Here is a 13,782-nt window from a genome sequence, read left to right on the forward strand (position 1 = left end):
CCCCTAATTTAATTGGTTATTTGATAACGAATTGGTTTACGTTTTGGATACTATTATTTCCCATTTTCATATTCTCTTTATAAAATGCATTAAAGGTTGCCCTATCTTCCCACTCTATCAATACCATATAATCTGGTTTGTACATATATCCCACGGAAGATTTAGCATCCGTTAATTCCAACAATACTTTACCTCCTTGGTTCTTTGCCTTTCTAAGCCATTCATTTTTATAGTTTTTGAATTCATTTTCATCGTTTCTCCAATATGCCGTAGCCACCACAACTTTTTCTGGGTTTATTTCAAAAGACACATCTTTGGGCATTTTGTAATATGCCAAATAAAATGATGACCACATAGCTCTTCGTTGTTCGTGAAAATCAGGGACTTCCTCTTCAATTTCATTTAAAAACTTCTTTCTGCTTTGCATATTTGTCCACTTTCCAAAAACAAAAGTTCCGGGCTGAAACCCTCCTTGGGTAGTTTCGGCAATTGAAAAAAGGGGTTGTGGTTGATAGCCAGTTTTTAGTGCAAATGCAAATGCGGTTTTTTTGTATTTTGGGAATAGTTTGCCCATTTCTGGTTTCCCCGTAAATAAAAGAATATCTAAAACCTCTCCTTTTTTAAAGTTCAGCAGCTTTGTTTTTGATTGTGCATTTACCATGTTTCCACTTAAAAGCAATAGGCCCATTAGCATTATTAAATTTGTTTTTTTCATGATTGAATTATTAAATTTTATTATCATGCTGCTAATGTATAAGTAGAAGAAAGCCGAAAGAAGAAAATCAGGTTCAGATGGGTTCACATACGGTATACGGTCTTGTTTTACAAGCATTTTGGAGAGTTTGGGCATTAAGTTTATGACCCCAACAGTGATTGATATTTCCACAAAAAGAATGAGGGGAAGGTGAATGCCTTGCTTGATACCGTGATCCTTTTGTTAGACAGATTTCAAAAAAGGGAGCATGTTATCCTTATAATTATTTCCTATAGGAATTTCAATTCGTCCTATTTCAACATCATTTCTGGTGTATGCCGTAATTTTCTCGCTGTTTGCTATGTAGGAGCGATGCAGACGAATGAACCTGTTGTCCAATCGTTTTTCAAAGGAAGAAATACTTTCTTTTATGGTTAAGGTTTCTTTTTCTTCCAAGTGAATTTTTATGTAGTCCTTAAAACTCTCAACATACAAAACAGTATCAAAAACAACTTTGATCTGCTTCTTTGATTTATTTACAAAAAGGAATGCATTTTTATCAGAATGAACTTGTGCCAAAACTCCATCTTCTGTTTTGCTCTGAAGTTTTAAAAACTTCTGGATCGCCGAAAAAAACCGTTCAAAAAAGATAGGCTTTAGTAAATAATCCAAAGCGCTGAGTTCAAATCCATCCACAGCATAATCCCGGTATGCAGTTGTAAAAATAACTTGGGGCTTGTATACTAAGTTCTTAAAAAAATCCGTGCCTTTAATCAACGGCATTTCAATGTCCAAAAACATCAAGTCTACATTATTGTTAGTTAACACTGAGCTTGCTTCAATAGCACTTGGGCAGGAAGCTATCAATTCAAAATCCGGTATTTTTTCCAGATAACCTTCTAGCAATTCTCTTGCCAAAGGTTCATCATCAACAATTACACATTGGTAGCTCATACCATTCCCAATTTTAAGTTAGCGGAAAAAGTGCTTTTGCTGTTTTCAATAATTAAATCGTATGCTTTAGGGTATAGCAGCTCCAGTTGTTTCTTGATATTTTGCAGCCCTATGGATTCTTTATCCGTCAAGTTTTCTGTTGTGTTCGGTTTGCTATTTTCAATTTTAAAGACCAGCTGTTCACCCTTCTTTGAGATGTTAATTGTTATATGAGCTTGCTTGATCTCATTAACAACACCATGTTTAAAGGCATTTTCCACAAACGTGAGCAAAAGTAAGGGAGCCACCTTTTCTTGGCCCGTTACATTATTACTGAATGAAATTTTGACCCTATCAGCATAACGAATTTTTTCTAGTGACAGATAATTTTCAATAAGCTCAATTTCTTTATCTAAAGAAACATAAGGCTCATTACAGCGGTAAAGAATATAGTCCAAGATTTCGGACAGCTTTTGTATGACCTTGGGGGTATTGTCTGACTTTTTTAATGCCAATGCATATAGGTTATTCAGTGTATTAAACAGAAAATGGGGATTCAGTTGGTTTTTTAAGGCCATGAGCTCAGCCGTTTTCTTCTGCTCGTTCAATTTAAGTAACTGCCGCTTTTCCTCATATAACTTCAATACCAATATTAAAAAAGTGGGGTAAAGTAAATAGAGTGTTTTTGATACAAATTCTCCTATACTCACAAGACGACCAAAAAATGAAGGGTCTTGAAAACGTTTAACGTAATTGACATAAGTGGACGGAAAAGTAGGCTCAAAAAAATGTATGAAGATAAGCGTACAAAGAATGTAAAATGAAAGCAAAACCAACACTATCGCTACTGCAAAAACCAACGTTTTGCCTTTATTTAAAAGCCTGGGAATCAACAGCTCGATTATAACAAAGGCCATTGCAATCTGCATTGTTGCCCGTATACCAAAAGTAACAAACAGTTCATACGTACTGGAGTAATACCAGTTGGAGGTAGAGGCGGAAAAAGCAAAAATCAACATCCAAAATACTAGGTACTTGAACTTTGAGATTTCTAAGAAATGTTGGGCTTGTTGCCACATAGAGCGCAATAATTGCTGATAAAGTTACAAATCTAAAGAGGGTGTCCAGAAAATTGCCCATGAACAACGAATAAACGATGCCAAAAAGCCCTTATTGGCAGACCAAACAGTTAGACCATTTTTACATACCCTTTGTCTTCACAACCACACTTTGTGGCCCCTACACCTATTAACCCCTTTTTCTCCAGATAAATTTGCCTCAAACTTCAATTTTTTAAACTAATGGAATACAAAAATGCTCTCTTTTTATTTTTTGTTGCAGTCACCTTTTACAGTTACGGACAAAACGGAACCATTACAGGAACCGTTTTTGACAAAATATCACAAGAACCAATACCCTACGCCAATGTTATCTTAAAAACCAACAATGTCATTGTAACAGGTGGGATTACGAATGAGAATGGCAATTTTAATGTAAACAATATAGCTTTTGGGAATTATTCTTTTGAAATTCAATTTATTGGATATAAATCGAAGGTTACTCCGGTAACCATAAATAAAACTAGCAAGAAACTAAATTTAGGTAGTATTTATATTGAAGAAGATGCAGTAGCTCTAGAATCTGTAGAGGTTATTGCAGAGCGGTCCAGTATAGAGCAAAAGATTGACAGGAAGGTCATTAATGTAGGTAAAGATTTAACTACTGCCGGTGCTTCTGCCAGTGACATCATGGGAAACATTCCTTCGGTAAGTGTAAACCAAGATGGTGAAATATCATTTCGCGGAAATGAAAATGTGCGAATTCTTGTAGATGGAAAACCAACCAATATAAGCCCTAGTGAGTTGTTGCAGCAGATACCTTCAACATCAATCAAGACCATTGAACTGATTACCAACCCATCTGCCAAGTACAATCCCGAAGGCATGAGTGGCATCATTAATATCACACTCAAAAAGAATGCCTCCCTTGGCTTCAATGCCTCCTTAAACACGGGTGTCACTTTCGGCAAAAGAACGCGATACAACAACTCTTTAAACTTAAATTACAGGGTGGGAAAGACCAATTTTTATGGCAGTTATGGCAATCGACTTGGTAAAAGTGTGACGGACGGACTTATTACAAGAACACGTGAACGTACCAGTCAACAAATTGAAAGTATTGGCGATAGAACATCCCATGTATTCAAATTTGGAATGGACTATTTTATGAACGACAAGAACACATTATCTTTCTATACCAACCAAAATGTATTTGATGCTGTCCTTGATGCCACTAGGAATATTGTCTTTTTTGACAATGCCAATGCCAATTTTAATCAATTTGATTTAAGCCATAGAGATAATATAAACGCTTCTTACAATGCAGATTTTAAACACAATTTCACTAAAGCGGGGCATAATATTGAATTGGAAGTGGATTACAATACGCTGAAAAGTGATACCAACAATGATTTCGATTTTAACGGAAATACTCCTCTGGCCAATTATGATGAGCTTGTTGATGATACTAGAACAAATACAACCATCAATCTAGATTATATTAACCCAATTTCTGAAAGTGCCACATTGGAAATTGGTCTGGAGACCCGCTTGCGACGTACAGACAACACCTATATCAGCACGCGTGAAGATTTTAATAACTCAGATTTTAGGTATGATCGCAACATCCATTCTTTTTACACCACTTTTAGTCAGACTATAAGTAAATGGCAATATAATATCGGTATAAGGTTAGAGGATTACAATGTAGACACTCAGTTTAATGAGGTGTCCGAGCCCCAATTCGATTTTAGTGATAAATTGTTCAATATTTATCCTTCTGGATTTTTAAAATATACCCCTGGTGAGGAAAGCAATAACTCTTATCAATTAAGCTTTAGCCGAAGGATTGATCGCCCTTCCTTAAACCAAATCAACCCGATAAGGCAGTTAAGCACCCCTCAGATTATTATTACTGGCAACCCAAGCCTAGTACCTCAATTTACAAACTCTTTTGAGCTCAATTACACCAGAAAATTGCGCAATGGAAGTTTTACCGTAGGAGGTTTTTATAGAAGAATAAACGATGAAATCAATAGAAGAGGTTTTTTTGATGAAGATAACCCAACCTTGTTGATTATTGATTATGACAACTTTGAAAGTAATAATGCCTATGGGTTTGAGTTTTCAAGCAATTACCGCCCTACAAATTGGTGGAGTCTAAATGGAAGTTTTGATGTATACACACGAACACAAAAAGGTGTTATTGAAAATGAAAATGTACAAGTAAACAACACCTTGTTAAACGCTAAATTGAACAATAGTTTTAAAGCCACCAAAACTCTCACTTTCCAGATATTTACATTCTACAGCGGTCCTCAGAAAATTCTACAATATGAATTGAAAGAGAATTTCTTTATGAATCTTGGAGCTCGCTACAATTTTGCAGGAGGTAAAGGAACGTTAAGCATAAATTTTAATGATGTTTTTAGGTCGCAACGCTTTGCGTTTAAAACCTACAGGACCATTTTTCAAGAAGGAGAATTTAGAAGAGATTCCCGTACACTATATGCAGGAATGGCCTATCGTTTTGGCAGCGGAAAGAACAAAAGTGTAAAACGGAAAAAGCGCGATAAAAATGAAAAAGCGGATAAGCTGCTCTAAATTCTATTCATTAAAACGCCACTGGCAAAGTAAAACCATATGTTTTCAGGTCTTTGGGGGCATACTTTTCTACAAATTCATCTTCAATTTCTCTATTTGTTTTGCCCTTTTTTCCTTACAAGCAGTATAGTAAATCGTAATAGCGATGGCTAGGGCAAACTGTTTTTTTGTGATTATTTTAAATTTTGGGTTATAGATTTCAGAACAATCTAATGCACCCAAATTTCCGTTTTCCCAAGCATAGTCAAAAAATAAAACAAGCGATAGAAAGGCACTTGTTGTATACAAAAATGAACATTTGACGCCAAATTATTGGTCAACCTAGGTCAAGGTGATAAAACCTCTATAGTACATTAAAAAGAAAAACCTTTCAAGAGATTGAAAGGTTTTTGAGTGGTCCCACATGGGCTCGAACCATGGACCCCCTGATTATGAGTCAGGTGCTCTAACCAACTGAGCTATAGGACCCGCAATTTTGCGGATGCAATATTACTACTTATTTTTCTTCATCGCAAGGTTTTAACGCCCCTACGCCTCTTTTATTTCTTGACAAAGCTCTACTAAAACCCCGTTTGTTCCCTTTGGATGCAAAAAAGCCACCAATTTGTTATCCGCTCCTTTTTTAGGAACTTCGTTTAAAACAGTAAATCCTTCGTCTTTAAGTCTGGCTGTTTCCTTTACTATATCCTCAACAGCAAAAGCTATATGGTGAATTCCCTCTCCTTTTTTTTCCAGAAATTTGGCAATGGGGCTGTTGGCATTTGTTGCTTCCAAGAGTTCAATCTTATTAGGCCCTGATTGAAAAAATGATGTCTTAACACCTTCAGATGCCACTTCCTCAGTTTTATAATGTGGAACTCCCAAAAGTTTGGCAAATAACTCATTGGACTCCTTCAAATTTTTTACAGCTATGCCTATATGTTCTATTTTATCCATTCAACAGTATTTTAAGGTGTTATCCTTTACCGGATACTTATAGTATTTTTTCAAAATTAAGCACTGAGGCCATATCAAATCATGAGGTTAGTCATTAATTCCGTTATTTTGCAGTTATGGAAACACAACGGCAAAAGAAAATAGCTGGAATTATCCAAAAGGATATGGCCGATATTTTACAACGAGCAGCTACAGATGGTGGATTGAAAGGAACCTTGATTTCTGTTTCCAAGGTCTATGTAACCACAGATTTATCCATAGCAAAAATCTATGTGAGCATTTTTCCCAATAAGGATGGAAACAAACTTCTGGAAGGGATTAGATCAAACCAAAGCCTTATTAAACATGAATTGGCACAGCGTACAAAAAACCAGTTACGCCGAGTTCCTGAGCTCAATTTTTATCTAGATGATTCCCTTGAATACATTGATAAGATTGAAAAATCACTTAAAGGAGAAGAAAACCCCATTGAAAATAGAGACCTTCTGGATAAACGAAAGAAATCCTGATTTTGAATTTTCCTTTTTATATAGCTAAGCGTTATCTGCGATCCAAAAGCAGTCAAAATGCTGTGAACATCATCAATTTCATCACTTTTTTAGTGATTGTAATTGGGTCAGCGGCACTTTTTGTTGTGCTTTCTGCCTTTGCGGGCTTAAAAACCTTTAGCTTATCCTTTACCAATACCTTTGATCCTGACCTGAAGGCTCTGCCAGTTACAGGAAAGTATTTTTCCATCTCGAAAAGCGAGGAAAATGCATTGAAAAACGTTGCTGGGCTTGCCAATTATTCCAAAGAGTTGGAAGAAAGAGCTTACCTTACTTTCCGTGAAAAAAGCTGTATTGCATATATAAAAGGGATAGACAATAATTATCGCTCAGTTACTGGGGTAGACAGTACTTTGTATTTTGGCAATTGGGGCGTTACGGAGTACAATGGTGTTGTTGGGATTGGAATTTATAATCAGCTTGGAGTTGCTCTAGATAATTACCAAAACCCAATGACCATTTTGGTGCCCAAACCTGGCAAAGGCTCCATCTCACAACAAGGGTTTAGTTCTAAACCTTATAATGAACTGCCTTTAGTGGTTAGCGGGGTCTACGCAATTGAAGAAAATCTGGATAAAAAGTATGTGTTTGCACAACTTCCCTTGGTACAGGCTCTATTGGAAAAGGATAGTACACACGTTTCTGGAATAAATTTTAAGATTAATAACTCCGTGTCTGCTAAAACCATTAAGGAATCCATCAAAACAATTTTGGGGAATAATGTCTTGGTCTTAGATCGACAAGAACAAAATAGTACCCTTCACCGAATGCTCAACACGGAAAATATGGCAACTTATCTCATTTTTACATTGGTCTTGATCATTGCCCTTTTTAATGTGGTGGGTGCCATAATCATGATGATCTTGGACAAACAACAAAACTCGAAAACCTTGTTCAGTTTGGGGGCAACAATACGGGAATTGCGTAAAATTTATTTTACCCAAGGGATTTTGGTTACATCGTTGGGCGGATTTATTGGGGTTCTGATAGGTTCTTTGCTTATTGCTTCGCAAATAGCTTTCAACTGGCTCATGATAACCCCATCATTGGCCTATCCTGTTGAATATAACGTCATGAACGTATTATTGGTCTTGGCCACAATTGTGGTATTGGGCATTATTTCTTCAAAAATTGCAAGTAGTAGGATTACAAAAAAGTTAATTGCCAATTAGGCAAACTGAAAATCACCAAATTTTTCCAAAACTTCATCAAACGCTGCAAAAACATCGGCAGATTCATCACTGGTGACCATTTTCATGCGATATTCCTTAAAATGCGGAATTCCTTTAAAGTAGTTTGTATAATGTCTTCTAGTTTCAAAAACACCTAGTTTTTCTCCTTTCCAATCAATGGACATTTGAAGATGCCTTCGTGCTGCATCTACCCGTTCTAATATAGTGGGAGGGGCTAAATGAGTTCCTGTTTTAAAATAATGCTTAACTTCTTTAAAAAACCACGGATAACCAATGCTTGCTCTGCCGATCATTGCACCGTCCAATCCAAAATCATCACGCATTCTTACGGCTGCTTCGGGAGTATCCACATCTCCATTTCCAAAAACGGGTATATGCATTCTTGAGTTGTTTTTCACCCCAGCTATCGGTTTCCAATCTGCTTCTCCTTTGTACATTTGAACCCTTGTTCTGCCATGTATTGCAATAGCTTGAATCCCAACATCCTGCAAACGTTCAGCAACCTCAACAATCTTAATGGAATTAGTATCCCACCCTAATCGGGTCTTAACCGTTACTGGAAGTTTCGTGCGTTTCACAATTTCTTCGGTCAATTTCACCATTAAGGGAATATCCCTCAAAATTCCAGCTCCGGCATTTTTGCTGACCACTTTTTTAACAGGGCAACCAAAATTTATATCAATAATATCTGGATTGGATTTTTCCACAATATCGACTGCCCGAAGCATAGAATCAAGCTCTGCACCAAAAATCTGGATACCCACTGGACGTTCCTTTTCATAAATATCAAGCTTGATGACACTTTTTGCGGCATCCCTTATCAATCCTTCTGATGATATAAATTCAGTATAGACAACATCTGCACCTTGCTCCTTGCACAGTGCGCGAAAAGGTGGGTCACTAACATCTTCCATTGGAGCGAGAAGCAACGGAAAATCAGGAAGTTCTATATTTCCAATTTTTGGCAAATCCTTAATTTTTTGGATTGCAAAAGTACAAAATACCTTAAATCAATTGTTTATTCCTTTATTTGGAGACGTTCTCTTTCTTTTTTATCAATTCCACGCTGATTATCCTCCAGTTTAAAGTTTCCAAAATTATAGGTAAAGCCAAACCTGATAAATTGTGTTTCTCCTCGGAATCTGTAGAAATTGTCTTGATTAAGATATTTAGAAGTAAAGGTGGCATTATAGCGTTCTAAAATATCTTCTGTTGCAATTGAAACTATGGCCCTATTATTAAAAAAGGACTTGCGCAAACCAACCGTAAGATTTAGTTGTTCACTTGATACAAATGAACCAAATAAAAAGTTGGAAAAATATGTCATGGTAATTTCTCCGGTAAAAGACCTGTCTTTGGAAAGTGTAAGATAATTTGCCCAATAACCATATACTCCATCTACTTCTGCAGTATATTCCTGGTTATTGCTTTGAACTGCCAAAAAAGTTTCCTCTTCATGAAAAAGGGAGGTATAGGCATACAAAAACCAAAAAGGTGTTATTCCCTTACTTAAAGTAAAGTCCAGGCCATAAGACTTGCTCCCAAGCACATTTTGTCTTACATCAAACAGTGTTTGGTTCTCATTGTTTTGGAAAACCAAACCCGCAATATTCCTTCCGTTATCCCTGTAATAGACATCAAAAAAGAACTCACTGTTCAACGTATAATTAAAATTAAAGTTATGGCTAAAACTAGGTGTAAGTCTTGGATTACCTTCTACAAAATCACTTTCATTGAAAAATATACGAAATGGGTTTAAGTCACTATACTTTGGTCTATCAACGTTTCTGCCATAGTCTAAAGCAAAGCTATGTTTATCTGAAGGAGAGTATAACAAATATACTGATGGGAATGCTTCAAAAAACTCCTGTTCTATACTTTCGCTCAGAGTTAAAGAGGTTCCTGTTGCATCTGTGAGTTCTCCTCTTAATCCAAGTTTCATGGACCATTTATCCCAGTTTTTCACAAAGCTGAAATATCCTGCATAAACATTTTCATCATATGTATAATTGTCGGATAGAGATGCATCAACAGAATCATCAGCTCCAACAAAATTGAAAAAATCCATGTTACTTTCAGAAGCAATGGAAGAGATTTTTAGACCTGTTTCCAAAGATGCATTTCCAAGTGGTGTTGAATAATCTGCCTGTCCCGTAAAAATTTGAATATCCTGTCCAGAATCTGTATCAAATCCAAAGTTTCTTAGAAAGTTTCCATTGTTATCAAAATAATTGGAATTGAGGTCTTGATGGGTTTGAGCGTCATAATATGTGAAATGTCCATTAACGGAAAGCCTTGCACCGGGCTTTTTCATTTTATGCACATAGGTTAAATCAAAAGCAAGGTTGGTGTTATCAAATTCTGCAATGTTCTGTGTCACAAATGTGGAGTCAACCTGATTTGAACCGTTTCGAATAACCGCGTTCAAATTGGTTTGTTTCTCCCTATTTGGATTGATTGCCATATTAGAAGTGACATTAAGGCTGTTTCTATCATCAATATCATAATCCAGAATGAAACTAGCATTGTGAGCCTTTGACCAATATTTCTGTTCATAATCCGATGCCCATCTGGAGAATATAGAATTTGTGTCGTCTAAGAAATTGACTCCTTTTGTTGTTTTCTTAACCTCTTTTTGAGGGTTAATTGAATAATTGGCAAATAAGTTGAGCTTCTCTGTTTTGTAATAGTGACTGGTTCCAAAACTAAATTTAGGAAACACCGCTTGCGTATATCTTGCATTTACACTACCCTTATATCCAGGAAAGATATTTTTACTCGTAACAATGTTTAAAATAGGTCCACTTTCAGCATCATATCTAGCTGGTGGATTGGCAATGACCTCAACAGATTTTATATTGCTGCCTGAGAAGCCCTCTAATAGGTCTTTAACCTCTTGACCGGATAGCTGTACTTTTCTATCATTGATATAAACCGTTGCAGCTTGTCCTTTGATTTGTAATTCTTCTTGATTTACGATCACACCGGGAGTACTCTTCAATATATCCCATGAACTTCCTTGGGAAACCACTGTGTTTTCAACCGAAAAGACCAGTCTGTCTGGAAGTCTTCTTAATGTTGGACGTTTTGATACCACCACTACCTCATCAAGATTAGTGGCTTCCAATAGAATCACCAAAGCACCTAGGGATACGTCTTGTTTTATATCTAAAGCTCTGGGCTCTGACCCCCTGCCCACATAACTGGCCTGTAATAAATACAAGTTCGGTTCCACTTCGGTCAATCTAAACAATCCATTGTCATCTGCCGAGGTCCCTTTTACAAAAGTGGAATCTGATGCTTGTAACAGTAAAATATTGGCAAATGGGATGATGTTGTTCTTGCCATCTATCACCTTTCCTTTAATTTCAAAAGTCTGTGAGCATAGGCTTTTGGAAATTAAAAACACCAATAAAAAAATACAGGTGATTCGCATTAGTTGAGTTTGGGGTTCAATATCAAATCTAAGAAAATATTTTAGAGCCATACCTGCAGTACCTTTTTTCATATTTGCAAAAAACACACTTGTAGGCAACGAAAAGACCTATATTTGCAGTTGCTTACACATCCTCAGTTTGTTGAGTTATAGTAGTTATGAAGAAGATTAGGAATTTTTGCATTATTGCGCATATAGACCATGGAAAAAGCACGCTGGCCGATCGCTTGCTTGATTATACAGGTTCTGTTACGGAACGTGAAAAGCAAGACCAGCTTTTGGACAGTATGGACTTGGAGCGCGAACGTGGCATTACTATAAAAAGCCATGCCATTCAAATGGAATATGAGCACCAAGGAGAAACTTATGTGCTAAACCTAATTGATACTCCCGGACACGTGGATTTCTCATATGAGGTCTCTCGTTCCATTGCGGCCTGTGAAGGTGCTCTCTTAGTTGTTGATGCCGCGCAGAGCATTCAGGCACAGACAATCTCCAATTTGTATTTAGCTCTTGAAAATGACCTCGAGATAATTCCTGTACTCAACAAGGTAGATTTACCAAGTGCCAACCCAGAGGAAGTAACAGATGATATTGTAGATCTATTGGGGTGTAAGCCTGAAGAAGTAATCCCTGCAAGTGCCAAGACCGGAATTGGAATTGGAGATATTTTAACCGCCATTATTGAGCGCGTTCCCGCACCAGAAGGAAATCCTAATGAATCTTTACAAGCATTGGTCTTTGATTCGGTTTATAACCCTTTTAGAGGGGTTGAGACCTATTTTAGGGTTATTAATGGAGAAATAAAAAAAGGGCAGAAGATAAAATTTGTTGCAACCAACAAAGATTACTTTGCTGATGAAATAGGTACGTTGAAATTAAATCAGGTTCCTAAAACAACCATTTCTTCAGGTGATGTAGGCTACTTGATAACGGGTATAAAAGATGCCAGGGAAGTAAAGGTTGGTGATACCATTACCGATGCCAGCAACCCAACCCAAAATGCCATTGAAGGTTTTGAGGATGTAAAGCCTATGGTTTTTGCTGGAATCTACCCTGTGGATACTGAAGATTTTGAAGAACTGCGTTCTTCCATGGAAAAACTACAGCTCAATGATGCTTCTCTAGTATTCACCCCAGAAAGCAGTGCCGCCCTTGGCTTTGGTTTCCGTTGCGGGTTCTTGGGGATGTTGCATATGGAAATTATCCAAGAGCGATTGGAACGAGAATTCAATATGACAGTAATTACCACCGTTCCCAACGTTAGTTACCATGCCTACTCTACCAAAGACAGGGAAACAGCTCTTATTGTAAACAACCCTTCAGATTTACCAGACCCTTCTACCGTTGATAGGGTTGAGGAACCATATATAAAGGCAACCATTATTACCAAGGCAGATTTTGTAGGAAATGTAATGTCTCTCTGTATTGAAAAGCGTGGACAGATTACCAATCAGACCTACTTGACAACGGAGCGCGTTGAGCTTATTTTTGATATGCCCTTGGCCGAAATCGTTTTTGATTTTTACGACCGATTGAAAACCGTTTCAAAAGGGTATGCTTCTTTCGATTATACCCCAATAGGAATGCGAACTTCCAAATTAGTCCGAGTAGATATCCTTTTGAATGCTCAGCCTGTTGATGCTTTATCCGCATTGGTTCATTTTGATAATGCGCACACTATTGGTAAAAAAATGTGCGAAAAGTTAAAGGAGCTTATTCCACGACAACAGTTTGACATTCCTATCCAGGCAGCTATTGGCTCCAAAATTATTTCAAGGGAAACCATAAAAGCCTTGCGAAAAGATGTAACTGCCAAATGTTACGGAGGTGATATTTCCCGTAAGCGAAAACTGCTTGAAAAGCAGAAAAAAGGGAAAAAACGAATGCGTCAAGTAGGAAATGTCGAGATTCCACAGCAAGCTTTCATGGCTGTTTTAAAGTTGAATGATTAATCTTGCGTGCATCTTTTTTACAAAACCGCCTATTTACAGCTCACTCCAGATTCTTTTAATGCAGCTATGAATTGATTGAATGTTAGTCCTTCCATACTAACCGTATTGGTCTCTTCCCCTGTTGTCACCGTCATTGTCCCATCGCCATTGTCACAATATTTGGATGTCAACGATATTCCCGAAGCAGAAACTGTACATGTTGAACATTTTTCGCCCTTGTCATCATCTTTGGAACATCCAACAAAAAATAATGCAATGCTGATTGTTGATAAAATTATCTTTTTCATTTCTTGAAAATTTAGTTTGTCTTACCAAAGTATTGCAATGCTTTTCTAGTTTATTAGGTCAATTTATGAATGCCCTATCCCAATTGATGGATAATACTTTTGGCACGAAAAGGTCAAACAAGTATTCTTTTGTAACTT

The 13,782-nt window shown here is 37.0% G+C and carries 11 protein-coding genes and 1 tRNA gene; 4 read left to right on the top strand and 8 right to left on the bottom strand.

Annotated features, from left to right (window positions below):
- Window positions 1-16: 16 nt before the first annotated feature.
- The 3 genes from CRO15_RS02995 to CRO15_RS03005 all read right to left on the bottom strand — a co-directional run bounded on the left by CRO15_RS02995 (window position 17) and on the right by CRO15_RS03005 (window position 2,646).
- Window positions 17-715: a hypothetical protein gene (locus CRO15_RS02995; RefSeq protein ID WP_133067192.1), complete on the bottom strand. Its 699-nt coding sequence runs from the start codon at window positions 713-715 to the stop codon at window positions 17-19.
- A 222-nt stretch (window positions 716-937) separates the two neighbouring features.
- Complete coding sequence (locus CRO15_RS03000; RefSeq protein WP_097044293.1) at window positions 938-1,648, bottom strand: LytR/AlgR family response regulator transcription factor; 711 nt, start codon at window positions 1,646-1,648, stop codon at window positions 938-940.
- Window positions 1,645-2,646 (bottom strand): sensor histidine kinase, encoded by a 1,002-nt coding sequence (locus tag CRO15_RS03005; protein WP_165769899.1) that lies wholly within the window; start codon window positions 2,644-2,646, stop codon window positions 1,645-1,647. The genes CRO15_RS03000 and CRO15_RS03005 overlap by 4 nt, the downstream gene beginning before the upstream one ends.
- 282 nt (window positions 2,647-2,928) lie before the next feature.
- Here CRO15_RS03005 and CRO15_RS03010 point away from each other — a divergent pair, with 282 nt between their 5' ends.
- Window positions 2,929-5,289 (top strand): TonB-dependent receptor, encoded by a 2,361-nt coding sequence (locus CRO15_RS03010; RefSeq protein WP_097044295.1) that lies wholly within the window; start codon window positions 2,929-2,931, stop codon window positions 5,287-5,289.
- Window positions 5,290-5,683: 394 nt separating this feature from the next.
- Here CRO15_RS03010 and CRO15_RS03020 read toward each other — a convergent pair.
- Window positions 5,684-5,757: transfer RNA gene (locus CRO15_RS03020), tRNA-Ile, on the bottom strand.
- Between the two features lie 60 nt (window positions 5,758-5,817).
- Entirely contained in the window at window positions 5,818-6,225 is a 408-nt protein-coding gene (mce, locus tag CRO15_RS03025) for a methylmalonyl-CoA epimerase (protein ID WP_097044297.1), read from the bottom strand.
- A 116-nt stretch (window positions 6,226-6,341) separates the two neighbouring features.
- Between mce and rbfA the strand changes: the two genes are divergently transcribed.
- Window positions 6,342-6,734 carry a 30S ribosome-binding factor RbfA gene (rbfA, locus tag CRO15_RS03030; RefSeq protein ID WP_097044298.1) on the top strand — a complete coding sequence of 131 codons (393 nt, stop codon included), beginning with the start codon at window positions 6,342-6,344 and terminating at the stop codon, window positions 6,732-6,734.
- A 2-nt stretch (window positions 6,735-6,736) separates the two neighbouring features.
- Window positions 6,737-7,945: an ABC transporter permease gene (locus CRO15_RS03035; RefSeq protein WP_097044299.1), complete on the top strand. Its 1,209-nt coding sequence runs from the start codon at window positions 6,737-6,739 to the stop codon at window positions 7,943-7,945.
- Here CRO15_RS03035 and dusB read toward each other — a convergent pair.
- Both dusB and CRO15_RS03045 read right to left on the bottom strand, forming a co-directional pair.
- Window positions 7,942-8,934, bottom strand: coding sequence for a tRNA dihydrouridine synthase DusB (dusB, locus tag CRO15_RS03040; RefSeq protein ID WP_097044300.1), 993 nt, complete (start codon window positions 8,932-8,934; stop codon window positions 7,942-7,944). The two genes, CRO15_RS03035 and dusB, sit on opposite strands and share 4 nt — an antisense overlap.
- Window positions 8,935-8,984: 50 nt before the next feature.
- The gene (locus CRO15_RS03045) at window positions 8,985-11,474 is read right to left on the bottom strand and encodes an outer membrane beta-barrel family protein (protein ID WP_243396887.1); all 2,490 of its coding nucleotides are present in this window, start codon (window positions 11,472-11,474) and stop codon (window positions 8,985-8,987) included.
- Between the two features lie 86 nt (window positions 11,475-11,560).
- Here CRO15_RS03045 and lepA point away from each other — a divergent pair, with 86 nt between their 5' ends.
- A complete protein-coding gene (gene lepA, locus CRO15_RS03050; protein ID WP_097044301.1) occupies window positions 11,561-13,357 on the top strand; it encodes a translation elongation factor 4 in 1,797 nt (598 codons plus the stop codon).
- Window positions 13,358-13,386: 29 nt separating this feature from the next.
- Here lepA and CRO15_RS03055 read toward each other — a convergent pair whose 3' ends face one another.
- Complete coding sequence (locus CRO15_RS03055) at window positions 13,387-13,644, bottom strand: hypothetical protein (RefSeq protein WP_097044302.1); 258 nt, start codon at window positions 13,642-13,644, stop codon at window positions 13,387-13,389.
- Window positions 13,645-13,782 lie beyond the last annotated feature (138 nt).

It is taken from the genome of Flagellimonas pacifica, assembly GCF_900215465.1.
GTDB classification, from domain to species: Bacteria; Bacteroidota; Bacteroidia; order Flavobacteriales; family Flavobacteriaceae; genus Flagellimonas; species Flagellimonas pacifica.